General features: G+C 63.9%; 25 protein-coding genes and 1 tRNA gene. 19 read left to right on the top strand and 7 right to left on the bottom strand.

Features of this window, described 5'->3' with window-relative positions; all coding sequences use genetic code 11:
- The 8 genes from QTA58_RS22315 (at position 1) to QTA58_RS22280 (ending at position 7444) form a co-directional block, all read left to right on the top strand.
- Positions 1 to 1101, top strand: coding sequence for an ABC transporter ATP-binding protein (locus tag QTA58_RS22315; protein WP_289670884.1), 1101 nt, complete (start codon positions 1 to 3; stop codon positions 1099 to 1101).
- A 39-nt stretch (positions 1102 to 1140) separates the two neighbouring features.
- Positions 1141 to 1353 carry a twin-arginine translocase TatA/TatE family subunit gene (locus QTA58_RS22310; RefSeq protein WP_085424155.1) on the top strand — a complete coding sequence of 71 codons (213 nt, stop codon included), beginning with the start codon at positions 1141 to 1143 and terminating at the stop codon, positions 1351 to 1353.
- Between the two features lie 32 nt (positions 1354 to 1385).
- Positions 1386 to 2090: a Sec-independent protein translocase protein TatB gene (tatB, locus tag QTA58_RS22305; protein ID WP_289670883.1), complete on the top strand. Its 705-nt coding sequence runs from the start codon at positions 1386 to 1388 to the stop codon at positions 2088 to 2090.
- Positions 2087 to 2911: a twin-arginine translocase subunit TatC gene (gene tatC / locus QTA58_RS22300; RefSeq protein ID WP_085424157.1), complete on the top strand. Its 825-nt coding sequence runs from the start codon at positions 2087 to 2089 to the stop codon at positions 2909 to 2911. The genes tatB and tatC overlap by 4 nt, the downstream gene beginning before the upstream one ends.
- Positions 2912 to 2962: 51 nt before the next feature.
- Positions 2963 to 4246, top strand: a complete 1284-nt coding sequence (gene serS / locus QTA58_RS22295; protein ID WP_085424158.1) for a serine--tRNA ligase — start codon at positions 2963 to 2965, stop codon at positions 4244 to 4246.
- Positions 4246 to 5019 (top strand): 5'/3'-nucleotidase SurE, encoded by a 774-nt coding sequence (surE, locus tag QTA58_RS22290; RefSeq protein WP_289670882.1) that lies wholly within the window; start codon positions 4246 to 4248, stop codon positions 5017 to 5019. The genes serS and surE overlap by 1 nt, the downstream gene beginning before the upstream one ends.
- Positions 5016 to 5669, top strand: coding sequence for a protein-L-isoaspartate(D-aspartate) O-methyltransferase (locus QTA58_RS22285; protein ID WP_289670880.1), 654 nt, complete (start codon positions 5016 to 5018; stop codon positions 5667 to 5669). The genes surE and QTA58_RS22285 overlap by 4 nt, the downstream gene beginning before the upstream one ends.
- 149 nt (positions 5670 to 5818) lie before the next feature.
- A complete protein-coding gene (locus QTA58_RS22280; RefSeq protein WP_289670878.1) occupies positions 5819 to 7444 on the top strand; it encodes a peptidoglycan DD-metalloendopeptidase family protein in 1626 nt (541 codons plus the stop codon).
- Positions 7445 to 7518: 74 nt separating this feature from the next.
- Here the strand turns inward: QTA58_RS22280 and QTA58_RS22275 are convergent, their stop codons facing one another.
- Positions 7519 to 8403: an ATP-binding protein gene (locus QTA58_RS22275; RefSeq protein WP_085424162.1), complete on the bottom strand. Its 885-nt coding sequence runs from the start codon at positions 8401 to 8403 to the stop codon at positions 7519 to 7521.
- Positions 8404 to 8600: 197 nt separating this feature from the next.
- Here QTA58_RS22275 and yajC point away from each other — a divergent pair, with 197 nt between their 5' ends.
- From yajC to QTA58_RS22255, 4 genes are all read left to right on the top strand, one after another.
- A complete protein-coding gene (yajC, locus tag QTA58_RS22270; RefSeq protein WP_085424163.1) occupies positions 8601 to 8948 on the top strand; it encodes a preprotein translocase subunit YajC in 348 nt (115 codons plus the stop codon).
- A gap of 92 nt (positions 8949 to 9040) precedes the next feature.
- The gene (locus tag QTA58_RS22265) at positions 9041 to 9427 is read left to right on the top strand and encodes an Mth938-like domain-containing protein (protein ID WP_289670876.1); all 387 of its coding nucleotides are present in this window, start codon (positions 9041 to 9043) and stop codon (positions 9425 to 9427) included.
- A gap of 1 nt (position 9428) precedes the next feature.
- Positions 9429 to 10283 carry a phytoene/squalene synthase family protein gene (locus tag QTA58_RS22260; protein ID WP_289670874.1) on the top strand — a complete coding sequence of 285 codons (855 nt, stop codon included), beginning with the start codon at positions 9429 to 9431 and terminating at the stop codon, positions 10281 to 10283.
- 76 nt (positions 10284 to 10359) lie between these two features.
- Positions 10360 to 10851, top strand: a complete 492-nt coding sequence (locus tag QTA58_RS22255) for a hypothetical protein (protein ID WP_085424166.1) — start codon at positions 10360 to 10362, stop codon at positions 10849 to 10851.
- On the opposite strand, the gene trmFO is transcribed toward QTA58_RS22255, so the two are convergent.
- The 3 genes from trmFO to QTA58_RS22240 form a co-directional block, all read right to left on the bottom strand.
- Positions 10829 to 12238: a methylenetetrahydrofolate--tRNA-(uracil(54)-C(5))-methyltransferase (FADH(2)-oxidizing) TrmFO gene (gene trmFO, locus QTA58_RS22250; protein ID WP_289670872.1), complete on the bottom strand. Its 1410-nt coding sequence runs from the start codon at positions 12236 to 12238 to the stop codon at positions 10829 to 10831. The two genes, QTA58_RS22255 and trmFO, sit on opposite strands and share 23 nt — an antisense overlap.
- 189 nt (positions 12239 to 12427) lie before the next feature.
- Positions 12428 to 12571, bottom strand: a complete 144-nt coding sequence (locus QTA58_RS22245) for a DUF1127 domain-containing protein (RefSeq protein WP_085424168.1) — start codon at positions 12569 to 12571, stop codon at positions 12428 to 12430.
- Between the two features lie 250 nt (positions 12572 to 12821).
- The gene (locus tag QTA58_RS22240; protein WP_085424169.1) at positions 12822 to 12968 is read right to left on the bottom strand and encodes a DUF1127 domain-containing protein; all 147 of its coding nucleotides are present in this window, start codon (positions 12966 to 12968) and stop codon (positions 12822 to 12824) included.
- A 726-nt stretch (positions 12969 to 13694) separates the two neighbouring features.
- On the opposite strand from QTA58_RS22240, the gene QTA58_RS22235 reads away from it, so the two are divergent.
- The 5 genes from QTA58_RS22235 to QTA58_RS22215 all read left to right on the top strand — a co-directional run bounded on the left by QTA58_RS22235 (position 13695) and on the right by QTA58_RS22215 (position 20028).
- A tRNA-Leu gene (locus tag QTA58_RS22235) sits at positions 13695 to 13779 on the top strand.
- 148 nt (positions 13780 to 13927) lie between these two features.
- The gene (gene tig, locus QTA58_RS22230) at positions 13928 to 15421 is read left to right on the top strand and encodes a trigger factor (RefSeq protein WP_289670870.1); all 1494 of its coding nucleotides are present in this window, start codon (positions 13928 to 13930) and stop codon (positions 15419 to 15421) included.
- 81 nt (positions 15422 to 15502) lie between these two features.
- On the top strand, positions 15503 to 17125 hold the full coding sequence (locus QTA58_RS22225; RefSeq protein ID WP_085424171.1) for an ABC-F family ATP-binding cassette domain-containing protein: 1623 nt from the start codon (positions 15503 to 15505) through the stop codon (positions 17123 to 17125).
- Positions 17126 to 18143: 1018 nt separating this feature from the next.
- A complete protein-coding gene (locus tag QTA58_RS22220) occupies positions 18144 to 19622 on the top strand; it encodes an FAD-dependent oxidoreductase (protein WP_289670869.1) in 1479 nt (492 codons plus the stop codon).
- 217 nt (positions 19623 to 19839) lie between these two features.
- Positions 19840 to 20028: a hypothetical protein gene (locus tag QTA58_RS22215; RefSeq protein ID WP_085424172.1), complete on the top strand. Its 189-nt coding sequence runs from the start codon at positions 19840 to 19842 to the stop codon at positions 20026 to 20028.
- A gap of 127 nt (positions 20029 to 20155) precedes the next feature.
- Here the strand turns inward: QTA58_RS22215 and QTA58_RS22210 are convergent, their stop codons facing one another.
- The 3 genes from QTA58_RS22210 to QTA58_RS22200 all read right to left on the bottom strand — a co-directional run bounded on the left by QTA58_RS22210 (position 20156) and on the right by QTA58_RS22200 (position 22595).
- Entirely contained in the window at positions 20156 to 20785 is a 630-nt protein-coding gene (locus QTA58_RS22210; protein ID WP_289670868.1) for a glutathione S-transferase family protein, read from the bottom strand.
- Between the two features lie 79 nt (positions 20786 to 20864).
- Positions 20865 to 21311 (bottom strand): GNAT family N-acetyltransferase, encoded by a 447-nt coding sequence (locus QTA58_RS22205; RefSeq protein ID WP_289670867.1) that lies wholly within the window; start codon positions 21309 to 21311, stop codon positions 20865 to 20867.
- Between the two features lie 69 nt (positions 21312 to 21380).
- Entirely contained in the window at positions 21381 to 22595 is a 1215-nt protein-coding gene (locus tag QTA58_RS22200; protein ID WP_289670866.1) for an NADP-dependent isocitrate dehydrogenase, read from the bottom strand.
- A 248-nt stretch (positions 22596 to 22843) separates the two neighbouring features.
- Between QTA58_RS22200 and QTA58_RS22195 the strand changes: the two genes are divergently transcribed.
- Positions 22844 to 23374, top strand: coding sequence for a hypothetical protein (locus QTA58_RS22195; protein WP_289670865.1), 531 nt, complete (start codon positions 22844 to 22846; stop codon positions 23372 to 23374).
- A 97-nt stretch (positions 23375 to 23471) separates the two neighbouring features.
- Positions 23472 to 25460: an FUSC family protein gene (locus QTA58_RS22190; RefSeq protein ID WP_289670864.1), complete on the top strand. Its 1989-nt coding sequence runs from the start codon at positions 23472 to 23474 to the stop codon at positions 25458 to 25460.
- Positions 25461 to 25520 lie beyond the last annotated feature (60 nt).

Raw genomic sequence — 25520 nt, 5'->3', positions numbered from 1 at the left:
ATGATGAGACCGGCACAGTCGGCCACCGATGACACGGGATATGCGCACGCCGGCGCCTTTTCCTCGCGGCTGGCCTTCGAAGATATCCACCATTCCTATCACGGCAGGGAGACGATCCGCGGCATTTCGCTGACGGCCGAGCCCGGTGAGGTTCTCTGCCTGCTCGGCCCGTCGGGTTCGGGCAAGACGACGCTGCTTCGGATCGCCGCCGGACTGGAGGCGCAGAGCCACGGCCGCGTCGTCATCGACGGGCGTGAAGTGGCTGGCCCGAAAGGGTATCTTCCGCCGGAGAAGCGCGGCGTCGGGCTGATGTTCCAGGATTTCGCGCTCTTTCCGCATATGACGGTGATGGAGAACGTGCGTTTCGGACTGGCCGCACTCCCGGCGAAAGGAACGGTCGCCGAAGCCGTCGCGGCGCTGGAGCGCGTCGGCTTGTCGCACCACGCGGGAAAATACCCGCACGCGCTCTCGGGCGGCGAGCAGCAGCGCGTCGCGCTTGCCCGTGCGCTCGCCCCGCGGCCGGGCGTGCTTTTGATGGACGAGCCCTTTTCCGGCCTCGATTCCCGGCTAAAGGATACGGTTCGCGCCGATACGCTGGCGATCCTGAAGGAGAGCCGGGCGACCGCGATCATCGTCACGCACGATGCCGAGGAGGCGATGCGGATGGCCGATCGGATCGCACTTCTGAAAGACGGCCGTCTGGTGCAGATGGGCACGCCGGATGATCTCTATCGACGGCCCTCCAGCCTGTTCGCCGCCGGTTTCTTCTCGGAAATCAACGAATTCGGCGGCGTGGTGAAAGACGGCATGGTGGCGACGCCGCTCGGAAATGCGCCGGCGGGTGGCATCGGCGAGGGGCGTGCGGTCTCCGTCGCGGTCCGGCTGTCGGATGTCGGCGTGGCGCCGGCAGGCGGGGCGATCGCGGCGCGCATCCTGTCGCGGCGGTTCCTGGGCGAGGCGGAATTCCTGACGCTTGCGGTTCCGGGAGCCCGCGAGCCGGTGCGGTCGCGCGTTCGTGCCGACCGCCTGCCGCCGGGGGTTAACGACGTCTCTATAACGGTAATCCCTGAGGATATTTTGGTGTTTGAAAAAGCATCCTAAAGGGCTTACATCGGTAAAACGGTTTAATGGAGTTGGACTATGGGTTCTTTCAGTGTGTGGCATTGGCTGATCGTTCTGGTCATCGTGCTCGTTCTCTTCGGACGCGGCAAGATTCCGGAATTGATGGGCGACGTCGCAAAGGGCATCAAGAGCTTCAAGAAGGGCATGACCGACGACGAAGCCCAGGAAGCGAACACGGCCAAGACCGTCGATCACAAGCCTGAAGAGGTCAAGGAAACCGGCCGGTCCTAAGATCGGCCCCAGGGTTTCGGGAGCCTCCTTGAATGTTTGATATCGGCTGGACCGAGCTGCTCGTCATCGCGATCGTGCTTATCGTCGTCGTTGGCCCGAAGGACCTGCCGCCTATGCTCAGGGCGTTCGGCAAGATGACGGCCAATCTGCGCAAGATGGCCGGCGATTTCCGCACGCAGTTCGACGAGGCGTTGCGGGAATCCGAGTTGGATGACGTGCGCAAGACGATCTCGGATGCGCAGCGGTTGAATCCGACCAACGCGCTGCGCGATGCGATCAATCCGCTGCGGCAGATGGGGCAGGAGATCAAGGCGGACCTGCAGAAGGCCACGCAGGTTCCGACGCCGGCGGTGGCCCAGGCCGATGCGGAGGCGCAGCAGGCTGTCGAGGGCACGCAGTCCGAGGAGCCCGTGCCGGAGGTTCCTGCGAACTTCCCGTCGCCGTCCGTCACGCTGCCTTCGACCCCGCCACAGGTATCGGCCCCGGCTCCTGCTGCGGCGCAACCCGTGGCCGCCGCCGCGCCGGTTGCAGTCGCTGAAAAACCGAAGCCTGTTCGCAAGGCGCCCGCCAGGGCGAAACCCGCTGCAGAGGCAGCGGTCGAACCCGCGGAAAAGCCGAAGCGCAGCCGCGCGGCGAAGCCCGCACCCGCTGCGAAAACCGTGGCCGAGGCGGCCGCGAAGGCGCCGGCCCGCAAGCGCGCGCCGAAAAAGACCGATACGCCGAAGGATGACGCATGAGCGGTGATTACGAAGACAAGCCGCAGCCGCTCATCGAACATCTGATGGAGCTGCGCACGAGGCTGATCTGGTCGATCGGGGCGTTTTTCGTCGCCTTCGTCGTCTGCTTCTTCTTCGCCAAGCAGCTCTTCAACCTGCTGGTCATTCCTTACAAATGGGCCGTCATCTGGGCCGGGCTCGATCTGACGAAGTCCGAGCTGATCTACACCGCGCCGCAGGAATTCTTCTTCACGCAGGTGAAGGTGGCGATGTTCGGCGCGCTGGTGATCGCTTTTCCGGTGATCGCCTCGCAGCTCTACAAGTTCGTCGCGCCCGGTCTCTACAAGAACGAGCGGGCGGCCTTCCTGCCCTTCCTGATCGCCTCGCCGATCCTGTTCCTGATGGGCGGCGCGCTCGTCTATTTCTTCTTCACGCCCATGGTCATGTGGTTCTTCCTGGCCATGCAGCAGGCGCCGACCGAAGGCGAACTCGGCATTTCGCTTCTGCCGCGAGTCTCGGAATATCTGAGCCTGATCATGACGCTCGTCCTGTCCTTCGGCCTGGTCTTCCAGCTCCCGGTGGTCACCACGCTGCTCGCCCGTGTCGGGCTGCTCACCAGCGACTGGCTGAGGCAGAAGCGCAAGTTCGCGATCGTCATCGCCTTCGTGGTCGCCGCGGTGCTGACGCCGCCCGATCCCATGTCCCAGATCGGCCTTGCGCTGCCGACCATCCTTCTCTACGAGATTTCCATCTACGCCGCACGACTCGTCGAGCGCAGACGTGCTGAAGATGCTCTCCAGGAGCAGGCCTCTTCGAGCGTTGCAGAGACGGAGAAGGCTTGAGCTTCCGTCTCTCGCCGGGTATGCGGTATTCCGCTCAAAGGCGAGGAAACAATGCTCGATATCAAGTGGATACGTGAAAACGAAGGGGCTCTCGACGAAGCGCTGAAGAAGCGTGGCGCCGAGCCCATGGCGGCAACCCTTGTGGCGCTGGACGACAAGCGCCGCTCCGTCATCCAGAAGCTCCAGGACATGCAGTCCCGCCGCAACGCCGCCTCCAAGGAGATCGGCGCGGCCATGGCCCAGAAGAACAGCGAGCTCGCCGAGAAGCTGAAGGCCGAGGTCGCCCGGATCAAGGACACGCTGCCCGCTGCCGAGCAGGAGGAGCGCGAGGCCGTCGCCGCGCTCGATGATGCCCTGTCGCGCATCCCGAACATTCCGTTGGATGACGTGCCGGTCGGCAAGGACGAGCACGACAACGTTGTGAAACACGTCGTCGGCGAAAAGCCGCGCTGGAATCATGCCGCGAAGGAGCATTTCGAGATCGGCGAAGCGCTCGGGCTTATGGATTTCGAGCGCGCCGCAAAGCTTTCCGGCGCTCGCTTCACGGTCCTGACCGGTCAGCTCGCCAGGCTCGAACGCGCGCTCGGCCAGTTCATGCTCGACATGCACACGACCGAGCACGGCTATACGGAGGTCTCGTCACCGCTGATGGTACGCGACGAGGCCATGTACGGCACCGGCCAGCTGCCGAAATTCGCCGAGGACCTGTTCCGCACGACGGATGGCCGCTGGCTGATCCCGACGGCCGAAGTGACGCTTACCAATCTCGTTGCCGGAGAGGTGCTTGAGCAGGAAAAGCTGCCTCTGCGCTTCACCGCGCTTACGCCGTCTTTCCGCTCGGAAGCGGGTTCGGCCGGCCGCGATACGCGCGGCATGTTGCGCCAGCATCAGTTCTGGAAATGCGAACTCGTGTCGATCACCGATCAGGAGACGTCGATCGCCGAGCACGAGCGGATGACCGAATGCGCCGAGAACGTTTTGAAACGCCTCGGCCTGCATTTCCGCACCATGACACTCTCGACCGGCGACATGGGTTTTGGCGCGCGCAAGACTTACGACATCGAGGTCTGGCTGCCGGGTCAGGATACCTATCGCGAAATCTCGTCCTGCTCCGTCTGCGGCGATTTCCAGGCGCGCCGCATGAATGCGCGCTATCGCGTCAAGGACGACAAGAACCTGAAATTCGTCCACACGCTGAACGGTTCGGGCGTCGCGGTCGGCCGCTGCCTCATCGCGATCATGGAAAACTACCTGAACGAAGACGGTTCGGTCACAATTCCGGACGCGCTCCTGCCGTATATGGGCGGTCTCACGAAAATTGAGCGGGCCGCCTGATGAGAATATTGCTGACCAATGACGACGGCATCCACGCCGAAGGCCTCGCAGTGCTGGAACGCATCGCGAGGGCGCTTTCGGACGATGTCTGGATCGTCGCGCCGGAGACCGACCAGAGCGGCCTTGCCCATTCGCTGACGCTTTCCGAGCCGCTTCGGCTCCGCCAGGTCGGCGACAAGCATTTCGCGCTGCGCGGCACGCCGACCGACTGCGTCATCATGGGCATCCGGGAAATCCTGCCGGAAAAGCCGGATCTCGTGCTTTCGGGCGTCAACGACGGCGCCAACATGGCCGACGACGTCACCTATTCCGGCACGATTGCCGGCGCGATCGAAGGCACTATCCAGGGTGTCCGGTCCTTTGCGCTGAGCCAGGCCGTCCGTCGTGAAAACGGCGCCCGCTACGCGCCCTGGGAAGTCGCCGAGACTTACGCGCCGGATCTGATTCGCAAGCTGAGCGACGTGGAATTGCCGGACGGCACGTTCCTCAACCTCAATTTCCCGAGTTGCGAGCCGAAAGACGTGCAGGGCGTGGAAGTGACCTCGCAAGGCAAGCTCGATTTCGGCCTGACGATCGACGCCCGCGAGGACGGCCGCGGCCGTCCCTACTACTGGCTCCGCTTCGGTGACCGCAAAGGGCACTTCCGCGATGGCACGGACATCCGGGCGCTGAAGGAAAACAAGATCTCGGTGACTCCGTTGAAGCTGGACCTGACCGACTATTCGGTTCAGGATCGGGTAGCGAAGGCACTGGGATTCGGAGCGGCCGATTGAAATCGGGCATGGTCGAAAAGGAAGGTTTTGCGGCGCTGGTGTTGCGGCTCCGGTCGGAAGGCATTTCCGACCTCGACCTTTTGACGGCCGTCGAGCAGACCCCGCGCTCGCAATTCGTGCCCGCACCGCTCGCCGAGGAGGCCTATTCCAGCCGCACCGTCCCGATCGATTGCGGGTCCTTCATGGAGGGGGCCGATCTAGCGGTGCGGCTCCTTCATCGCCTTCAGGTGAAGCCCGGTCACCGGGTGCTGGAAATCGGCACGGGCAGCGGCTTTACCGGCGCCGTCATTGCCCGAATCGCAGAGCGGGTATTGACCGTCGAGCGCTACCGCACGCTCGCCGCCGCCGCCCAGAACCGCGTCGATGCCCTCGGGCTTCGCAATGTCGTCGTGCGTCAGGCGGACGGCAGCAACGGCATGCCGGGTGAGGGAACGTTCGACCGCATTTTCGTGACGGCGGCCTTTCCGTCCCTGCCGCGCTTCTATGCCGAGCAGCTGACCCATGGCGGCTCGATGGTGGCGCCGCTGATGATCGAGGAAGAGACCTGCATGATGGTGCGGCTGACGAAGACCGGCAGCCGATTCGAGCGCGAAGACCTCTTCACCGTTCCCTATCTGCCGATCGTCCCGCATATCGCTGCGGCGTTATAGGGCCTTTGTTCCCTATCTCCCGGGCTTTCCCGCGAGTCATGGTTATCAATTTGCCAAAAAATTCGGAGCAATGCAGCCGCTTTAACCGGGCGGTAAGACTAACGCGTTTTAATGACTCACACGATGGTTGCGTATCTGTAGGTCGAGTCATGCGTATGAAGAGTCTCCCCAAGTCTGGAAAATCTGTTGCCAAGCTCGCTGTGGCGGCACTTCTCGCAAGCGTTGCGACGGGGTGCAGCTCGGATGCGACGCGCTTTTCGGGCCTCTTCTCCAGCTCCGACAATATCACGACGGCCTCGATCCCGCAGCGCCAGGGAAGTGGTGCTTACGGCCAGGCGCCGACGCCGCAAGCCGACCTCGGCAACGGTCAGGCCCTGCCTCCGATCCCGCAGAACGACTACGGCTCGCGCGGCGCCGCGATGGCTCAGCCTTATCCCGCCGCCAATTCCGGCGGTTACGCATCGCCCGCCCGCGCCGCTTCCGCACCCGTCTCCGTCCAGCGTTCGGAACTCGCAGCGCCGTCCGGCATGAGCGCCTCGCGCAGCGCGCCGTCGATGGGTGACGACCCGGCGACCCGGCGTGAAGCGATTGCCCAGCCGTTCCCGGGCCGCCAGGGCGGATCCACGCTTTCGGCTCCGTCCGCCCCACGGACCGCGGGCGACGACGTCGTCACCGGCACGGTCAGGTCCCAGGCCCCCCAGGCGGCGCCGATGTCCGGCTGGTCGACGGTCAACGCGCCGAGGGTGACGCTGAGGCCGGGTGAGACGGCTTCGACGCTTTCGAAGCGTTATGGCGTTCCGGAAAAGGAAATCCTCAAGGCAAACGGCGGCGCGATCGCGGCCGGCCAGTCCGTCGTGATCCCGACTTTCGGTCCTGCCCGCAACTCCGCAAAGACCGCGGCCGGCGACATCGATCTGCAGAACAAGGTTCCGGCGCCCGCCCGCGAGCCCGAGCAGAAGGTCGCAGTCCTGCCGACGCCTGCGCGTGACAAGGCGCTTGCCGAACCCGCCAGGATCACGCCGCCTGCGGGCGGCAAGCCGCTCGGCGACACCTATACGGTCAAGCCCGGCGACACGCTCACCAAGATCGCCCGCGAAACCGGCACGTCGGTCGACCAGCTCAAGGCGGCCAACAACCTGACGAGCGGCGGCATTCGTGTGGGCCAGACGCTGAAGGTCGCGAAGGGTGGTGCCGCCCCCGCCGATACGGTCAAGACCGCCTCCATTCCGCAGCAGCCGGTCGAGAAGCCGGCCGCGACGCCGAAGCCCGCTGCATCTGCCGCGGCCCCGGTCGTTCAGGCCTCCGCTCCCGCCGCAGCCAAGGTCGCCGCCGAAACGGCCTCCATCTCGGAAGTCGAGAAGAAGGCGGACGTTGCCGCCGTGGCGCCGCAGTCCACCGGCATCGGCAAATACCGCTGGCCCGTCAACGGTGCGGTCATCGCGGGCTACGGTCAGAACGTCGACGGCAACCGCAACGACGGCATCGACATCTCGGTTCCGGAAGGAACGCCGATCAAGGCCGCCGAGAACGGCGTGGTCATCTATGCCGGCAACGGCCTGAAGCAGCTCGGCAATACGGTTCTGGTCCGTCACGACGACGGCAAGGTCACCGTCTACGGGCACGCGGGCAGCATCAACGTCACCCGCGGCCAGAAGGTCACGCGCGGTCAGACGCTCGCCTCGTCCGGCATGAGCGGCGACGCCAAGCGCCCACAGGTCCATTTCGAAGTCCGCAAGGACGCGACCCCGGTCAACCCGATCACCTTCCTTGAATAGAGTAGTGCGTTTTCAAGGGGACGACGAAAAAGCCCGGCATTGCCGGGCTTTTTTGCATCCTGCTTCTTTTGGTTCTAGTCCTTGTCGAGCGGCTTCCTGAGCCGGCCGGCGAGGTCCTGGATATACTGCCAGGCGACGCGGCCCGAACGCCCCCCGCGCGTTGTCGCCCATTCGAGCGCTTCGCGGTGCAACGTCTCCCGATCTATCCCGCTGGCGAGGCCGAGATCGAAGTGATCGGCATAACCGTCGATCATCGTCAGGTAGTCCTCCTGGCCGCATTTGTGGAAGCCGAGCCAGAGCCCGAATCGGTCGGACAGCGACACCTTCTCCTCGACTGCCTCCGACGGATTGATCGCCGTCGACTGCTCGTTCTCGATCATGTTGCGCGGCAGGAGGTGGCGCCGGTTGGACGTCGCATAGAAGAGCACGTTGTCCGGCCGGCCCTCGATGCCGCCGTCGAGTGCGGCCTTCAGCGATTTGTAGGCGGTGTCGTCATGGTCGAAGGAGAGGTCGTCGCAGAAGACGATGACCCGGTGGCCGGACGCCTTCAGGATGTCGAGGAGGTCGGGCAGCGAGGAGATGTCCTCGCGATGCACCTCGACGAGTTTCAGCAAGACGCCGGTTGCGGCACGCACGTCCTCATGCACCGCCTTGACGAGCGAGGACTTGCCCATGCCGCGGGCACCCCACAGAAGCACGTTGTTGGCAGGGAAGCCTTCCGCGAAGCGTTGCGTGTTCTCCTGCAGGATGTCGCGCACGTGGTCGACGCCGCGGATCAGTTTGAGCGCGACGCGGTTCGGGCGCGGCACGGGCGCAAGATGCCGGTTTGCCGGCACCCACACGAAACAGTCCGCCGCACCCCAGTCGTTGACCGCAGGCGGCGGGCCGGCGAGGCGTTCGAGCGCGTCCGCGAGCCTGCGGACTTCTGCCAGGATCTGGGTGTTGAAATCGTCGCTCATGGTGTTTCTCCGGTCCTTTCGGCCCGTCTGGAGCCGTTTTCCGGTGCGGTAACATGCTCGTTTGTGTATCAAAAGCCTGAGAACCGTGGATTTGGTACGGGAGGCACGTGTTTCTGTTGCATTCCGGCCTATCACAACTATATTCCGGCGGCTTGAAACGGGGGCTTCGACGTCTCCGCTAATCTTAGGAGTTGTCGATGTTCATTACTGAAGCATTCGCCCAGGCCGAAGGCGCCGCACCCGGAGCCTCCGCATTCGGCTCCGGCCTCGAGATGCTTTTCCTCTTCGCACCCCTCATGGTGGTCTGGTACTTCTTCCTGATCCGGCCGCAGCGCGCCCAGCAGAAGAAGCGTGCCGAGACGCTTGCCAATATCCGCCGCGGCGACCAGGTCGTGCTCGGCGGCGGCATCACCGGCAAGGTCACGAAGGTGGTCGACGACGCCGAACTGGAGGTCGAGATCGCCGAAGGCGTGAAGATCCGCGCCATGCGCGCCTATATCGCGGAAGTCCGTGTCAAGGGCGAACCGGTCAAGACCGAAGCCTGATCGACACGCGGGAACACGCCAGGCGTGGCCCCGTTAGATCTTTGGAGGGCCGGATCGTCCGGCCCGAAACTTTTTCAAGAGAGCGAGCGATCATGGCGAAAGGCATCGAAATCCGCGAAGCCCATTTTCCCGGTCGCGCGCCGATCGATGCCTATGGCAATGGCGGCTTCCGTTTCGCCGACATGTCGCATCGCGGCTCGCTGCTCTGCCTGCCCTCCGGCATCCATGGCTGGGACATGCAGGAAGGCGATCCGCTGACGGTCGCGGCCTTTTCCAAGATACTCGCCGAGGCGGGAGAGATCGAGGTGCTGCTGGTCGGCACCGGCGCCAATCTGAAGCCGATCCCGGCCGATCTGAAAGCGGCGCTGAAGGCGAGGGGCATCGCTTCCGACCCGATGGGCACGGGAGCTGCGGTGCGCACCTTCAACATCATGCTTGCCGAATCGCGCGCCGTCGCGGCCGCCCTCATCGCGGTTTGACATGTCCGATACCCTGCAGGACACCGGCGATATCTGCCTCGCGACGCTGAGGGAGACCGACCGCGACCGCTATCTCGCCTGCCTGCTGTCGCCGGCCGACAAGCGCGGCGCACTCGCCGCCCTCTACGCGTTCAATGCCGAGATCGCCCGGGTGCGCGACGTGGTGCGCGAGCCGCTGCCCGGCGAAATCCGCCTGCAGTGGTGGCGCGATCTCCTGGAAGGCAACGCCCGTGGCGACGGTTCGGGCAACCCGATCGCCGCCGGCCTGCTGAACGCGGTCGAGACCTACCGGCTTCCCCGCCAGACGCTCGTCGACATGACCGAAGCACGGATCTTTGATCTTTATGACGATCCGCTTGCCGACCGCAACGCGCTGGAGGGCTATGCCGGCGAAACCGCATCGGCGCTGATCCAGCTCGCGAGCCTGATCCTCGATGCCGGGGATGCCGCTCGTTCAGCGGAGGCAGCCGGCCATGCCGGCGTGGCACAGGCGATCGCCGGTTTCCTGCTTTTGATGCCGATCCACCGCCGCCGCCACCAGCTCTACCTGCCGCTCGATATCCTCTCCGCAACCGGCCTCGACCGCGACGCATTTCTCAAGGGAGAGGATACGCTCCGCATTTCCGCGGCGATCGAGGCCTTTGCCGGGCTTGGGCTCGAACATCTCGCCAAGGCGCGCAGGACGGGCTCCGTCCCGGCGGCCGTCTTCCCGGCCTTCCTGCCGGTGGCGCTTGCCGAACCGGTGCTGCGCCGTGCCGCGCGAGCGGGCGCCGCGGTACTCGACACGGCCCTTCAACCGCCGCAATGGCGGCGTCAACTGAGGCTCCTGAAGGCCGCCGTCACCCGCCGTTTTTGACGGGACGCCAAATTCGCGCAAGGCTCGTCGGCTAGAACGCCATAGGCAGAGGCAGGCGCATCAAAGGAGAAGCGGTGTGAGCCCCGTCATCGTCTGGTCGATCATCCTAGGGCTCCTCGTGGTGCTCGCCTATTACGTCACACGGCTGGCCGGCAAGGACCAGGGAGGCAACCGTCACGATACGGGACTTGCCATCCTGGAATTCGGCCGCGCCTTTCCGGAGGAGGCGATCCGCAGCCTGCATACGACGGCCGACGGCGAGGCGATCTTTGTTCGCCTGCACGATAACAAGGCCGGCTTCATGCGCAGCCATCGCAACCATTACGCCTGCCATCTGATCGAACCGGGCCGCGTGCGCGTCATGCCTCTGCCGAATGCCAGGGGTTTTTCCGTCGAGTTTCTGGATGCCCCCAGCCAGAACGGCACCTTCGTCTTCGCGACCGAGAAGGAGGCCGCCGAGGTTTCCCTCTGGCTGCTCGACAACTACGTCAACGTCGCCGATCGCGAAGTTGACGAGCACAAGGCGGAGACCTTCTCCGACGGGATCACTCCCGACCGAGCCACCTAGCGCAATCATCGAGCGCCCGGGCGGCGAGCAGCTGCCGCTTCATCACCGACTTGTCCTTGCCGCGGAAGCGCTTGACGCCCTCCGGTTTGACGATCGAGCCCGGCTCCAGTTCGGGAAACAGTCCGAAATTGACGTTCATCGGCTGAAAGGAGCGCTTGCCCGGCTCGTCTTCAGAAACGAGATGCCCGCCGGTGATATGCCCGAGCAGCGAGCCGAAAGCGGTCGTGGCGGGCGGGGCGATGAGCGGCTCGCCCTTGCGCTCTGCGGCGGCGAAGCGGCCGGCAAGCAGCCCGATCGCGGCACTTTCCACATAACCTTCGCAGCCGGTGATCTGGCCGGCGAAACGCAGGCCCGGCCGGCTTTTGAGCGTCAGCGTCCTGTCGAGCAGGACCGGTGAATGGATATAGGTGTTGCGGTGCAGGCCGCCGAGCCGGGCGAATTCCGCATTCTGCAGGCCCGGGATCATCCGGAAGATTTCCGCTTGCGTGCCGTATTTCAGCTTCGTCTGGAAACCGACCATGTTGTAGAGCGTGCCGAGCGCGTTGTCCTGGCGCAGCTGCACGACCGCATAGGGCTTGACCGTCGGGTTATGGGCGTTGGTGAGGCCCATCGGCTTCATGGGCCCGTGCCTCAGCGTCTCGCGACCCCGCTCCGCCATCACCTCGATCGGCAGGCAGCCGTCGAAATAGGGCGTGCCTTCCCATTCCTTGAAGCCGACCGTGTCGCCGGCGATCAGCGCATCGACGAAGGCATTGTACTGCGCTTCGTCCATCGGGCAGTTGATATAGTCCTTGCCGGTGCCGCCGGGACCGACCTTGTCGTAGCGCGACTGGTACCAGCAGATGCCCATGTCGATCGAATCGCGATGCACGATCGGCGCGATCGCGTCGAAGAAGGCGAGTGAATCCTCGCCGGTCTCTGCCTGGATCGCGGCTGCGAGCGACGGCGAGGTGAGGGGGCCGGTGGCGATGATCGCCAGATCCCAATCCTTCGGCGGCAGGCCCTGGATCTCCTCGCGCACCACGGTGATCAGCGGATGCTTCTCGATCGCTTCGGTGACGGCGTCGGAAAAGCCGTCGCGGTCGACCGCAAGCGCGCCGCCGGCCGGCACCTGGTTGCGGTCCGCGGAAGCCATGATCAGCGAACCGGCAAGCCGCATCTCGGCATGGATGACGCCGACCGCATTCGCCGTCGCATCGTCGGACCGGAAGGAATTGGAGCAGACGAGTTCGGCAAGCCCGTCGGTCTTGTGGGCGTCGGTGCCGCGCACGCCGCGCATTTCATGCAGGATCACCGGGACGCTGGCCGAAGCGATCTGCCAGGCGGCTTCCGAACCGGCGAGTCCGCCGCCGACGATATGGATGGGAGAAAGGGAGTTGTTGCTCATGGCCGGCTCATTATCACGCTGCTCGCGGAACCGGAATCAAAAATGGGCCGGAAGCAAAAATGGCTAGGAATCAAAAAAATGGCCTGGAATCAAAAAGGCACCTGAAAAGGTGCCTTTGATACGTCCTTGGATGTCCTCATCCTGCCGGCTGCAGCGGTTTTATGCCGCGCGGTCCGCTGCGAGAGCGGATTAGCGGAAGGAACGGGCCGCGATGTTGCGGATGTCGTAGCGGGTCAGACCGATGTCGTTGAGGGCCTGGTTGGAAAGGTTGCCAAGCTCGTTCATCGTGCGGCGGTAGCTGATCCAGTTCTTAGCGATACGGATCGGGTTCATGGTTGTTTCCTCAAGAATTGTCCTGATGCTCTGTCGTCATCAGCGATGGCCGTCTTATACAACCGCATAATAAAGAAGTGCAGTGCAAAAAATATGCGACTGCCATGCAAATGTGCAGGAGGTTGATGAATTTTGTGGCTGAGCCTGAAAAATCGGCAGACTTGAATAGGAAGCTTTATGCAAACAAAAAGAAAAACGCCTCCCCGAGGGGAGGCGTTTCTGGAGGTCATTGCGTCTGTATTTGAATGGCTTAGTAGCCGACGGCCGTGCGGGCGACGCGGCGGATATCGGCGCGGCCGATGCCGAGGTCGCTGAGTTCACGGTCGGTCATGCGGCCGAGTTCGCTGACGGTTTCGCGGTACTTGCGCCAGGTGTTGAGCTTCTGTGCGATGTTCATGATCTTGTCCCTTTAGGTCCTTGCCAGCAGCCCCTGCGGCGCTGACTTCAATCTCATGACCGTGAATATATGCTGCGCTGCGAAAAGAAAAAGCGCCCTTTCGGTATGCCACCTATGCGTTTGCTGCATTACGAGATTGTTTACTACGCGAGGGGTGGCCAAATGCTAGGCAGATTTGCGGGCATCGGCAGACGCTCGGATCAAAAAATAACGCCCACCGGGGGAGGAGGTCCGGTGGGCGTCATTTGTAATGACCGGCGATTTGGGAGGAGGAGGATCGCCAGTCCCATCGGGCCTTCGCTGGGAGGAGGAGTGCGCGGCCCGAATTCCTGTTCTCGAGAAGCTCCCGAGGGCATTTCATTTCCGTGCGGCTTGCCACCCCGCCCGAACCGGAGAGATCGAAAACGGTTCCAATCAATCTCCGTGACTGCATACTATGAAACTGGAGGGTTATTGTGCAGTGCAATATATGAATGGATGGCATGCGGTCCGCGCATGGCTCCATCGCCCAGCCGAATACAGTTTATGCATTAGTATTTAATAAAACGCTAAGCGGGTTCGGGAGGCCGATGCGCGGTCAATCCTGCTGGATAATCGGTATTTCCCGCGGTTTCTGTGAAGTGCCGAAAAAGCGTCATTTTCCCTTTGCGTGCGCTGAAACGGGTGATATAGAGACGCGCGCTCCGGAAGGCCTCTGGCCACGAGGATTTTCGACGCGGTTGGGGCGCGGGTATGGTGAAATTGGTAGACACGCCAGATTTAGGTTCTGGTGCCGCAAGGCGTGGGAGTTCAAGTCTCTCTACCCGCACCAGAACCGCCGGGAGTGCGGTCCGAGCCGGTTTCGGTTTGAGGGATCGGCGCTCTTAGAAGCCGCGGCCGGTCTCTGAAAAGTTCCGGCGATGTGCTCATTGAAACCAACGGCTGTCTGAGCACCGCCGCCACGATATGAAGGTATGAAAATGCAGGTTACCGAAACGCTCGCTGAAGGGCTGAAGCGCGAAATCAAGGTCGTTATCCCGAAGCAGGATATGGAAGCGCAGCTCAACGTGCGCCTCGCCGACGCCAAGGACAAGGTCCGCATCAACGGTTTCCGTCCGGGTAAGGTACCGGTCGCGCATCTGAGGAAGATGTACGGCAAGTCGATCATGGCCGACCTCGTCAACGAGATCGTCCGCGAGCGTCCTGGCCAGATCCTTTCCGAACGCGGCGAGAAGTCGGCGACCCAGCCGTCGATCGCGATGACCGAGGATGAGGCCGAAGCCGAGAAGATCCTGAACGCCCAGGCCGATTTCGAATTCACGCTCTCCTATGAAGTGATCCCGCAGATCGACCTGAAGTCGACCGACAGCATCTCCGTCGTGCGCGAAGTCGTCGAAGTCTCGGAAGACGAGGTCAACGAGCAGATCGAGAAGATCGCCGAAAGCGCCCGCACCTTCGAGACCAAGAAGGGCAAGGCCGCCGAAGGCGACCGCGTCACCATGAACTATCTCGGCAAGGTCGACGGCGAAGCCTTCGACGGCGGCGCTGCCGAGGATGCCGAACTGGTTCTCGGTTCCGGCCGTTTCATCCCCGGCTTCGAAGACCAGCTCGTCGGCGTCAAGGCCGGTGACGAAAAGCAGATCACGGTGACCTTCCCGGCCGATTATCCGGCTGCCAACCTCGCCGGCAAGGAAGCCACCTTCGACATCACCGTCAAGGACGTTGCAGCTCCCGCCGCTCTCGAGATCAACGACGAGCTTGCCACCAAGCTCGGCATCGAATCCGTCGATCGCCTGAAGGAGATCGTCCGCGGCCAGATCGAAAGCCAGTACGGCAACGTCACCCGCCAGAAGGTCAAGCGTCAGATCCTCGACCAGCTCGACGAAATGTACCAGTTCGAGAGCCCGCAGGGCCTGGTCGACGCGGAATTCGAGAACATCTGGCGCCAGATCAACACCGATCTCCAGCAGTCCGGCAAGACCTTCGAGGATGAAGGCACGACCGAGGAAGACGCCCGCGCCGACTACCGCAAGCTCGCCGAGCGCCGCGTCCGTCTCGGCCTCGTCCTTTCCGAGATCGGCGAGAAGGCCGGCGTCGAAGTGACCGAAGAGGAAATGCAGCGCGCGCTTTACGCGCAGCTCCAGCAGTTCCCGGGCCAGCAGAAGGAAATCCTCGATTTCTTCCGCAACACGCCGGGCGCTTCCGCTTCGCTGCGCGCGCCGATCTTCGAGGAGAAGGTCGTCGACAAGCTGCTCTCCGAGATCAAGGTCACCGACAAGACCGTGACGAAGGAAGAGCTGATGGCCGAAGACGAAGACGGCGCGGAAGCCGCCGAGAAGCCGGCCAAGAAGAAGGCCGCTCCGAAGAAGGCTGCCGCCAAGGCCGAAGCTGCCGACGCCGGTGAAGGCGAGGAAGCCGCACCGAAGAAGAAGGCTGCTCCGAAGAAAAAGGCCGCTGAAGACAGCGCCGAATAAGCTTCACGCTCAAGAGATAGAAAAGCCGGGTCGGCGACGATCCGGCTTTTTTGTTGCCATCGCCCTCGAAGATTTCCGCCCATGATCCGCATCGAAAACATCAGCAAGTCGAACAGCCACCGCATTCTTTACATCGAGGCCTCGGCGGCGCTGAACCGCGGCGAGAAGATCGGCCTCGTCGGCCCGAACGGCGCCGGCAAGACGACGCTCTTCCGGATGATCACCGGCGCTGAAGTGCCGGACGAGGGGCAGGTCGCCACGGAAAAGAATGTCACGATCGGTTATTTCAACCAGGACGTCGGCGAGATGGCGGGCCGCAGCGCCGTCGCCGAGGTGATGGATGGGGCGGGGCCTGTAAGCGAGGTGGCGGCGGAACTGCGCGAACTCGAAGCGGCGATGGTCGATCCCGACCGGATGGACGAGATGGATCAGATCATCGAGCGTTACGGCGAGGTGCAGGCCCGTTACGAGGAGCTCGACGGCTACGGCCTGGAGGGCAGGGCGCGCGAGGTGCTGGCGGGCTTGAGCTTCACGCAGGAGATGATGGACGGCGATGTCGGCAAGCTTTCCGGCGGCTGGAAGATGCGCGTGGCGCTCGCCCGCATCCTTTTGATGCGCCCGGACGTGATGCTGCTCGACGAGCCGTCGAACCATCTCGACCTCGAAAGCCTGATCTGGCTGGAGCAATTCCTCAAGGGTTATGACGGCGCGCTGCTGATGACCTCGCACGACCGCGAGTTCATGAACCGCATCGTCAACAAGATCATCGAGATCGATGCCGGATCGCTCACCACCTATTCCGGCGATTACGGCTTCTACGAACAGCAGCGGGCACAGAACGAGAAGCAGCAGCAGGCGCAGTTCGAGCGCCAGCAGGCCATGCTCGCCAAGGAGATCAAGTTCATCGAGCGCTTCAAGGCGCGCGCCAGCCATGCCGCGCAGGTGCAGAGCCGGGTGAAGAAGCTCGACAAGATCGAACGCGTCGAGCCGCCGCGCCGCCGCCAGTCGGTGGCCTTCGAATTCCAGCCGGCGCCGCGTTCCGGCGAGGACGTCGTGAACCTGAGGGGCGTTCACAAGAAATACGGCAGCCGTTCGATCTACGAGGGGCTGGATTTCATGATCCGCCGCAAGGAGCGCTGGTGCATCATGGGCATCAACGGCGCCGGCAAGTCGACGCTCCTGAAGCTTGTGGCGGGGGCGACCGAGCCGGACGCGGGCAGCGTGACGCTCGGCGCCAGCGTCAGGATGGGCTATTTCGCCCAGCACGCCATGGACCTGCTCGACGGCGACCTCACCGTCTTCGGATGGCTGGAGGCGGAGTTTCCGCGGGCGGGCCAGGGGGCGCTGCGCACGCTCGCCGGCTGCTTCGGCTTTTCCGGCGACGATGTCGAGAAGAAGTGCCGGGTTCTGTCGGGCGGCGAAAAGGCCCGCCTCGTCATGGCGGCGATGCTCTTCGATCCGCCGAATTTCCTGGTCCTCGACGAGCCGACCAACCACCTCGACCTCGACACCAAGGAAATGCTGATCGGAGCGCTTTCGGAATACGAGGGCACCATGCTCTTCGTCAGCCACGACCGGCATTTCCTGGCCGAGCTTTCCAACCGCGTGCTCGAACTGACGCCCGACGGCATCCACCGCTATGACGGCGGCTATACCGAATATGTCGAGCGCACGGGATACGAGGCGCCGGGGTTGCGGAGTTGATCGGAGGTTGGGTTGCGTGAGGGCGTGCCGTTTCCGCCCCCCTCTGCCCTGCCGGGCATCTCCCCCACAGGTGGGGAGATCGGCTGGGCGCACCGGCTTCCCCAAATAACTAAGCTTTCTACCCGGCAAGTCCTCAGTGAGATGGGAAGGCCATGCCGTTTGTGATCTCCCCACCTGTGGGGGAGATGCCCGGCAGGGCAGAGGGGGGCGGCCGAACGCAAGGGGCAGATAGGGGCTTCCTGGCTGAGGGTTTCAACGACACTGTCCCCGCGCAGTGTCCTGCCGTGGTTTCAAAGATCGGAGAGCCCACGCGAATGCGGAACCTCGGTAGATTTTAGTATGTGGCTCCGCATTCGCGTGGCCTTCGGCGTTCTCTCGGGGCTTCCGGCCCCTACAGGTGATCATCTCGCCTCGCTGCGTGGCTTCGTTCGCGCCCGTCCTTTCGGGACAGGCCTGCCACTTGCACGGCTCAACCGAACCTGGCCTGGCGACCAGGGGGAGGCTTGATAGGAAAGCCCGTCTTTCGACACGCTCTCCATGGCTTTCACCTCTTCCACCGTCCCCGCACGTTACGGTTCCGATGGAAGCGCCGGCCCCCGCCTGCCCGCGAACGTCTCGCGAAACACTCCGGCGACGGAAGCGGGAGGATTGTAGGCATGGGTCGAGAGGGCGGGGATGAGAAAGAGCGATTTTTGCTGCCGATTTCCGACAAGGCCTTGATTTGCCTTGCCACACCCCCCTCTGCCCTGCCGGGCATCTCCCCCTCAAGGGGGAGATCGGCTGGGCGCGCCGGCTTCCCAAACGGAGAAGGGTTTACGGCGGATGCGGAATGGGGGGCGCGCCGCTGCGATCCGCCGCCTGCCGGGAAGATGTCCAGAACCTGTGCCGAGGGCTCCGCTTCGTCATCTATCGTGATTCGAGAAAGCTCTATCGGCTTATTGATGTCTTTTCCGGACTTCGTTTCCTTGGCTTAATCCCGCCTGGCCCCGTCGGGCTGGGAGAGATGAGGGAGGATGCCATGAATGAACGGAACGTGTCGGTGAAGGAGATACGTCAGACCGAGAACCGCTTTCTGAGTTCCGACATTTTCGAATCGGGGCAGCATGTTTTCCCGCGTCGCAACGGCGAGGGTGTCCTGAGAGAAGAGGCCCGCGACATCCCCGTCTATCATCGCTGCGATGTCCTGGTCGTCGGCGGCGGGCCATCGGGAACCGCCGCGGCGCTCGCCGCGGCGCGGACCGGGGCGGAGGTCGTGGTCCTGGAGCGCTACAATCATCTCGGCGGGCTTTCCACGGGGGGCGTGGTGATCTGGATCGACCGGATGACCGACTGGGACGGACGCCAGGTCATCCGCGGTTTTGCCGAGGAGGTGATCGGCCGCCTTCCGACGGATGCCATAGCCGGGCCGGACAGGACGCTTTGGGGCGTGCGCGACCCGGAACTTGCGAAATACTGGCGGCTGCGCACATCCGCCTTCCACGGCATCGTCACCTGGGCGCCGACGATCGACCCCGAGAGGCTGAAACTGACCTCGCAGGAAATGCTGATCGAGGCAGGCGTCAGGATCGTTTTCCACTCCTGGGCGGCGACCCCGGTGGTTGAGGACGGCGCCGTCCAGGGGATCATCTTCGAAAGCAAGGAGGGACGCCAGGGTATCCTCGCCAAGGTCGTCGTGGATTGTACCGGCGATGGCGACATCTTTGCCCGCGCCGGCGCAGGCTTCGAGGCCGATATCGAGGAAGGCGACGTCCATCACTCCATGAATACCGGGTTCATGCTGGGCGGCGTGGACATGGAGACGTGGCTGACCTTCCGGGCGACGGAAGAACAGGCTTTCGCGGACTTCAACGCGATGGGGCGAGAGCAGCTCGGTTTCTTCCAGACGCCCTACGTCTCCTGGCGCAACGACATCGCGCTCTTCCTGGGGCCCCGGCAATCGGGCCTCTCGGCGCTCAATGTGGACGACATCACGGAAGTCGAGATCCGCTCCCATCGGTTCATGCAGGCGCATTGCGAGTTCTTCCGCAAATATGCGCCGGGCTTCAAGGAGGCTTACATGCTCCTGAGCGCGCCGCAGCTCGGCGTTCGGCATACGAGACGTCTGGCGGGCGCCGGCCGGATCGACCGCGGCCAGTGGTCAAGCGGTGCGATCCAGCCCGACGAGGTCGGCGTCAGTCCTTCGGTGTCGCCGAAGTTTCCGGTGCTTTCCGTGCCCTACGGGGCGCTCGTGCCGGCCAGGCTGAACGGATTGCTGGCCGCCGGGCGTCACATCTCCTGCGATGCGAACAGCCACGGCTTCATGCGGGAAATTCCGCAGTGCTGGCTGACGGGGCAGGCTGCGGGAGCCGCGGCCGGCATCGCGGCAAACCGCGGCGTGGCGCCGCGCAATGTCGACATCGCGGAGTTGCAGTCGACCCTGCGCGCTCAAGGTGCTTTCGTGCGTGACGCAGTTGAAGGCCAATCCAGGGAAAAAGCCGAGCAGGTATCGAGCGGCTAGGCTTTTCGCGACGGATGGACCGCCGCGGGGATCCCGCCACGGGGTGAAAATCGACGTTGCATATGACCCGAATTGCCAGGGGGACCCGTCGTCGGGCGTCGCTAATCGAGTTCCCAACCCCTTCCCAAACGCGATTTGCGTTCCATACTATTGCAACAGCGGTCGATCGCGATTGTTCCATCGGCCGCCTGTCGTCTCGAGAGGGAGGGAGTACCCCATGAGCAGAAACGCCGTCATCGGCATCATCGTGGTCATAGTCATTATCCTGATTGCGATCTTCCTGTGGCCCGGATCGACCACCAACACGCCTGGCGGCACGGGGACCGCGCCGACCACGCCCGCGCCGACCACGCCTGCGCCGACGACACCCGCGCCGGCACCCACGACGCCCGCTCCTTCAAACTAATCGCCGATCACAAGATGGCAGGCCCGCCGCTTCCGGTGGGCCTGCTATCCTTTGGCCGTACCCGGAAAGACCGGCGTCGCGGGCTGCTGCAGATATGCTTTCCGCCGATCGCGGATGAGGGTGGGTTTTATCCTGCGCTCTGCAGTTCCGCGGCGGCGGCATTGTCCTTCTCGTTGGCCCGGATGGCGGCCGCGCGGGAGGCGAGCCGCCCGAAATACCGCTCGAAAGCGGGACGCTTCTCGATCGTGCCGAACTGCATGCCCCAGCCGAGCTGGGCGCCGACATAGACGTCGGCCGCCGTGAACCTGTCCCCGGCGATATAGGGGTTCGCCTCCACCGCCTTTTCAAGCGTGTTGATCACGTCGGCATAGGTGCCGTAGCCGATCATCCGCTCGCGATCCTTCGGGACCTCGAAACCGAGCGCCCTGTTGCTGACGGATGCGTCGACCGGCCCGGCCGCGAAGAAGAGCCAGCGGTAATAATTCGCGCGTTCGGCGGGCGGCGGGGCGAGGCCGGCTTCGGGGAAGGCATCCGCCAGATAGGCGCAGATCGCGGCGCATTCCGTCACGACGTTGTTGCCGTGCACGATCGTCGGCACCTTGCCCATCGGATTGACCGCCTTGTAGCCGTCGGCCTTCATCGTCGTGCCGAAGCCGAGAATTTCGGTCCGGTAGGGCACGCCCACTTCCTCCAGCATCCAGCGGGCGATGCGGCCGCGCGATAGGGGGTTCGTATAGAGCACCAATTCTTCGGTCATCATCCTCTCCTCCATTGTTCTCTTTATGTTCTAGGGCGCGGATGTTACGGAATCAAGACCGGCCGGAAATCTCCGGCGGTCAGAGCGGCTTGCGGTACTGAATGAAGCCGGCGTTCTGCGCGACGCGGTCGTAGAGCCGCCGCGCGGTGGCGTTGCTTTCATGCGTCAGCCAGTAGAGCCGGCCGGCCTTGTTCTTTCGGGCGAGTTCGGCGACGGCATCGATCAGCGCCTCGCCGGTGCCCTTGCCGCGCTGGGAAAGCTCCACATAGAGATCCTGCAGGTAGCAGGTCCAGTCCGGCAGCCAACAGGAGCGGTGGAAGATCGCATGCGCGATGCCGACGAGCCGGCCGTTTTCATCGAAGGCGCCGAGGCCGTGCATCGGTTCGGCATCATCGAGAAGCCGGTTCCAGGTGAGGTCGTATTGCTCCTTCGGCAGCACCGTTTCGTAGAAGCGAAGATAGGCTTCGAAGAGCGGACCCCAGGCGGGTCGGTCGGACGGTTCGAGCGGGCGGACGGTGACGGGCATAGGCGGGCTCCTCAAAAGAAAACGGCGGAGATTTCTCTCCGCCGCATGTTCTTAGCCGATTTTTCGGGCTCAGGCAGCCATGGCCTTCTGGAGGTTCTCGTCGATCTTGTCGAGGAAGGCCGTCGTCGAGAGCCACGGCTGATCGGGACCGATGAGAAGCGCGAGGTCCTTGGTCATGAAGCCGGATTCGACGGTCGCGACGCAGACGGTTTCGAGCGTGGAGGCGAATTTCGCGAGCTCGGCATTGTCGTCGAGCTTGGCGCGGTGCGCGAGGCCGCGGGTCCAGGCGAAGATCGACGCGATCGAGTTGGTCGAGGTTTCCTGGCCCTTCTGGTGCTGGCGGTAGTGGCGGGTGACCGTGCCGTGCGCGGCTTCCGCTTCGACCGTCTTGCCGTCCGGGGTGAGGAGGACCGAGGTCATCAGGCCGAGCGAGCCGAAGCCCTGCGCGACCGTGTCGGACTGCACGTCGCCGTCGTAGTTCTTGCAGGCCCAGACGTAGCCGCCGGACCACTTCAGGGCAGCCGCGACCATGTCGTCGATCAGGCGGTGTTCGTAGGTGATGCCGGCTTCGTCGAACTTCGCCTTGAACTCGGTCTGGTAGACCTCTTCGAAGATGTCCTTGAAGCGGCCGTCATAGGCCTTGAGGATGGTGTTCTTGGTGGAGAGGTAGACCGGCCACTTGCGCATCAGTCCGTACATCATCGAGGCGCGCGCGAATTCGCGGATCGAATCGTCGAGGTTGTACATGGCCATGGTGACGCCGGCGCCCGGAGCGTTGAAGACGTCCTTCTCGATCACCGTGCCGTCTTCGCCGACGAACTTGATGGTCAGCTTGCCCTTGCCCGGGAACTTGAAGTCGGTGGCGCGGTACTGGTCGCCGAAGGCGTGGCGGCCGACGACGATCGGCTGCGTCCAGCCCGGAACGAGGCGGGGAACGTTCTTGCAGATGATCGGCTCGCGGAAGATGACGCCGCCCAGGATGTTGCGGATCGTGCCGTTCGGGCTCTTCCACATTTCCTTGAGGCCGAATTCCTTCACGCGGGCCTCGTCCGGGGTGATCGTCGCGCACTTGATGCCGACGCCGTGCCTCTTGATGGCGTTGGCGGCGTCGATCGTCACCTGATCGTTGGTCGCGTCGCGGTTCTCGACCGAGAGGTCGTAATATTCGATGTCCAGATCGAGATAGGGAAGGATCAGCTTGTCCTTGATGAGCTGCCAGATGATGCGGGTCATCTCGTCGCCGTCGAGATCGACGACCGGGTTTGCTACCTTGATCTTTTGCATGGAATTCCTCTTGGACGTGAGTGGACCTTTTGCGCCCCGACGGGTGGACGCCAGTGGGTGCGCTATAGCACCGCCGGGCCGGAACGCAAAGGCATTCGGCCGTCCTATGCGGCTTTTCGGGAGAGAAATCGCGGCGCATCCGCAGGACCTCGGCGATTGCCCGGAGGATTGCCCGAGGATTGCCCTTGTCAAACCGCAAACCGGGTTTAATGTCCGGGGCATCTCATTCGAACAACCGGATTCTCCCCATGCGGACCCTGCCGCTCGCCATCGCCTTTTCGCTGCTCTCCACCTTCGCCGCGGCGGCCGACGCCACCGATCCCGTCAGGCAGGTGATGAAGATCACCGAGGACAACTGGAACACCGTCGACAGCGAATGGAAGTACATCTTCGATCCCGACCCGCTGGCCCGCCTTTTCAGCAAGAGGTTCCAGGCCGCCTATGCGGAAGCCGCGAAACATCCGGCATACGAGACCGAGAACAACCAGCCCGGCGACCCCTTCGGCTACGACGTCATCACCAGCTCGCAGGACGGCTGTCCGCTGCAGGAGGTCAAGATGAACTCGGGCGCGGGCGCCAGCGGCATGACGGACGTGACCGTCACCTTCAAGATGTGGACCTGCGTCGACGAGGCGGATGTCAAGGACAGCGTCAGCGAAGTGCATTTCGACGTGATCGACGAGGACGGCAAGCCGGTGATCGACGATATCCACCGCGTCGCCGACGGTGAGCGGGATTCGGTGATCGAGGAGATGCAGTCGATCGCCAAGGGCGAATGACCGTCCTTCCGGAACGCATGAGCAGGCTCGCCGAATCCATCCACAGGGATATATTCCATTCCGGTGAGCGGGCACCGTCGCCCGCCTGGGGTGGTTGATGAGGTTTGCCGCCAAGATCAGGGACTGGCTGCTGGCCAACGATCCGGCGCTGTCGCGCTTCCGCATGGCCGGACGCGTGACGCTGACGGTCGTGGCGACCGTCGCCTGCCTGGCGGCGATCCATCTGGCCGGCCTGGCGCTGCCTTCGATCGCCTACGGGCTTGCCATCATCCTCTCGATCGAAGGCGGCGTGGCGGTGCGCGACCGGCTGCCGGCCGAGCAGTTGAAGACGCGGCTGATCGGCGGCGTGGTGAGCCTCTTGTGCGTCGGGCTCGCCGCGGCGCTGGAGGACTGGCGCTATATTTCCGATCCGATGTTCCTGGTGGTCATCCTCTGCGCCACCGTCGGCCGCGTCTACGGGCCGCGCGGCTTCGCGGTCGGCATGTTCGCCTTCACCTCCTATTTCATGGGCGCTTATCTGAGGCCGGGCCTCGCCGACCTGCCGCTCGGCGCGATCGGCCCGGCGCTCGCGGTCGTCACCGGCCATCTGGTGCGCACCTACGTGCTGCCGGACGACTGGCGGCGCGACCTGCTCCAGTCCCTCGTGGCGATCCAGGGCAGGGTGGGCGACATCCTGATGCGGCTTGCCGTCCTTTCGGGCGCCGGGTCCTCGACCGACGCGGACCGGCGGGAACTGCGCCAGTTGGAGGAACGGCTGAAGGACGTGGTGCTGATGGCGGAAGGATTCCTGCCGCGGCCGCCGGAGGGCTCGATCGAGCCGGAAAACGAGCCGGTCACGGGGCTCGCCATGACGATCTTCGACGTGCATCTCGCCGCCGAAAGCGCGATCGTGCTCTCGCTCGAAGCCCCGCCGCCCTTCGTGCTCGTCCACGCGCTGATCGAAGAAGACCTGGATATGGCGGAGAAGATCGCCGCAAGCCCGGCGGTCGCCGGCGACGAGCGGGTATCGGAAAGCGCCCGCGCGCTCGTCTGGCTGCAGAAGGCGAGGATGGCGCTCGCGGACGTGATAGAGGAGGGGCGCCGAAACCGGTTCGAGACGATCGACGGTGCCGTGCCGCCGCCTGCGGCCAAGCCGGATTTTTCCCTCGGGAACCCGCAGATCCGCGCCGCGATCCAGATCACGGTGGCCTCGGCCGTCGCGATGGGCTTCGGCCTCATGCTGTCTCGCGACCGCTGGTTCTGGGCGGTGCTGACCGCCTTCCTGATCTTCACCAACACGAAGTCGCGCGGCGACGCGGCGATCCGGGCGCTGCAGCGGTCGATCGGCACGCTCGCCGGCATCGCCAGCGGCCTGGTGCTGGCGACGCTGATCGGTCCCCAGCCGGCCCTTTCGGTGCCTCTCGTGGCGCTCTGCATCTTCCTGGGCTTCTATTTCCTGCAGGTCTCCTATGCGGCGATGACCTTCTTCATCTCGATCGTGCTCTGCCTGATCTACGGGCTGATCGGCTCGCTGACCCTCGATCTCCTGTGGCTGAGGATCGAGGAGACGCTGATCGGCGCGATAGCCGGCACGGTGGTCGCCTTTCTCGTTTTTCCGGCGCCGACCCGCTCGACGCTCGATCAGGCGCTCGGGCGCTGGTTCGACGGGCTGCGGCAGCTTCTGGCGGCGGTCGAGGAGGGGAAGGGTGGTTTCGAGGTGATCGAGCTGTCGCGAAAGCTCGACGCCGCCTATCGCGAGGTGACGGTCGCCGCGCGTCCGCTCGGCACCTCCTGGTCGGTGGTGACGCGGCCCGGCCAGGTGCGTCAGACGCTGGCGATTTTCCTCGGCGCCACCTATTGGGCGCGCATCTTCGCCCATAACGCGGTGCAGGCGGGGCGCAAGCCGGAGGGAGAGGTGCTGGCCTCGCTCGAAGAAGCGCTCCGGACCGTCGATGCGCTCGCCCCGCGCGGCTCGGAATGTTTTTCGGTCAAACGCGATCTCGGCAGCGCCGCCGGCCGGCATCTGCCGATCTTCAAGCACGGCACCCGTATAGGCGTCGAAATGATCGGGTCGATGCTGAGCAGGCTTTATCCCGCAGCCGCGTGAGACTTGCCGATTGCCGCCTGCACCGCTATTGCGGGCGCGAATTTTGAGACGGAAGCAAAA

This window comes from Neorhizobium sp. CSC1952, assembly GCF_030378245.1.
Taxonomy (GTDB): domain Bacteria; phylum Pseudomonadota; class Alphaproteobacteria; order Rhizobiales; family Rhizobiaceae; genus Neorhizobium; species Neorhizobium oryzae_A.
The sequence above is the reverse complement of the archived record's forward strand: the minus strand, read 5'-3'. Positions and strand labels throughout refer to the sequence as shown.

What these genes read in the sequence shown, in the direction of transcription:
- QTA58_RS22315 (WP_289670884.1), top strand. Translation starts at nt 1, where the DNA reads ATGATGAGACCGGCACAGTCGGCCACCGATGACACGGGATATGCGCAC.
- QTA58_RS22310 (WP_085424155.1), top strand. Translation starts at nt 1,141, where the DNA reads ATGGGTTCTTTCAGTGTGTGGCATTGGCTGATCGTTCTGGTCATCGTG.
- tatB (WP_289670883.1), top strand. Translation starts at nt 1,386, where the DNA reads ATGTTTGATATCGGCTGGACCGAGCTGCTCGTCATCGCGATCGTGCTT.
- tatC (WP_085424157.1), top strand. Translation starts at nt 2,087, where the DNA reads ATGAGCGGTGATTACGAAGACAAGCCGCAGCCGCTCATCGAACATCTG.
- serS (WP_085424158.1), top strand. Translation starts at nt 2,963, where the DNA reads ATGCTCGATATCAAGTGGATACGTGAAAACGAAGGGGCTCTCGACGAA.
- surE (WP_289670882.1), top strand. Translation starts at nt 4,246, where the DNA reads ATGAGAATATTGCTGACCAATGACGACGGCATCCACGCCGAAGGCCTC.
- QTA58_RS22280 (WP_289670878.1), top strand. Translation starts at nt 5,819, where the DNA reads ATGCGTATGAAGAGTCTCCCCAAGTCTGGAAAATCTGTTGCCAAGCTC.
- QTA58_RS22275 (WP_085424162.1), bottom strand. Translation starts at nt 8,403, where the DNA reads ATGAGCGACGATTTCAACACCCAGATCCTGGCAGAAGTCCGCAGGCTC.
- yajC (WP_085424163.1), top strand. Translation starts at nt 8,601, where the DNA reads ATGTTCATTACTGAAGCATTCGCCCAGGCCGAAGGCGCCGCACCCGGA.
- QTA58_RS22265 (WP_289670876.1), top strand. Translation starts at nt 9,041, where the DNA reads ATGGCGAAAGGCATCGAAATCCGCGAAGCCCATTTTCCCGGTCGCGCG.
- QTA58_RS22260 (WP_289670874.1), top strand. Translation starts at nt 9,429, where the DNA reads ATGTCCGATACCCTGCAGGACACCGGCGATATCTGCCTCGCGACGCTG.
- trmFO (WP_289670872.1), bottom strand. Translation starts at nt 12,238, where the DNA reads ATGAGCAACAACTCCCTTTCTCCCATCCATATCGTCGGCGGCGGACTC.
- QTA58_RS22245 (WP_085424168.1), bottom strand. Translation starts at nt 12,571, where the DNA reads ATGAACCCGATCCGTATCGCTAAGAACTGGATCAGCTACCGCCGCACG.
- QTA58_RS22240 (WP_085424169.1), bottom strand. Translation starts at nt 12,968, where the DNA reads ATGAACATCGCACAGAAGCTCAACACCTGGCGCAAGTACCGCGAAACC.
- tig (WP_289670870.1), top strand. Translation starts at nt 13,928, where the DNA reads ATGCAGGTTACCGAAACGCTCGCTGAAGGGCTGAAGCGCGAAATCAAG.
- QTA58_RS22225 (WP_085424171.1), top strand. Translation starts at nt 15,503, where the DNA reads ATGATCCGCATCGAAAACATCAGCAAGTCGAACAGCCACCGCATTCTT.
- QTA58_RS22220 (WP_289670869.1), top strand. Translation starts at nt 18,144, where the DNA reads ATGAATGAACGGAACGTGTCGGTGAAGGAGATACGTCAGACCGAGAAC.
- QTA58_RS22215 (WP_085424172.1), top strand. Translation starts at nt 19,840, where the DNA reads ATGAGCAGAAACGCCGTCATCGGCATCATCGTGGTCATAGTCATTATC.
- QTA58_RS22210 (WP_289670868.1), bottom strand. Translation starts at nt 20,785, where the DNA reads ATGACCGAAGAATTGGTGCTCTATACGAACCCCCTATCGCGCGGCCGC.
- QTA58_RS22205 (WP_289670867.1), bottom strand. Translation starts at nt 21,311, where the DNA reads ATGCCCGTCACCGTCCGCCCGCTCGAACCGTCCGACCGACCCGCCTGG.
- QTA58_RS22200 (WP_289670866.1), bottom strand. Translation starts at nt 22,595, where the DNA reads ATGCAAAAGATCAAGGTAGCAAACCCGGTCGTCGATCTCGACGGCGAC.
- QTA58_RS22195 (WP_289670865.1), top strand. Translation starts at nt 22,844, where the DNA reads ATGCGGACCCTGCCGCTCGCCATCGCCTTTTCGCTGCTCTCCACCTTC.
- QTA58_RS22190 (WP_289670864.1), top strand. Translation starts at nt 23,472, where the DNA reads ATGAGGTTTGCCGCCAAGATCAGGGACTGGCTGCTGGCCAACGATCCG.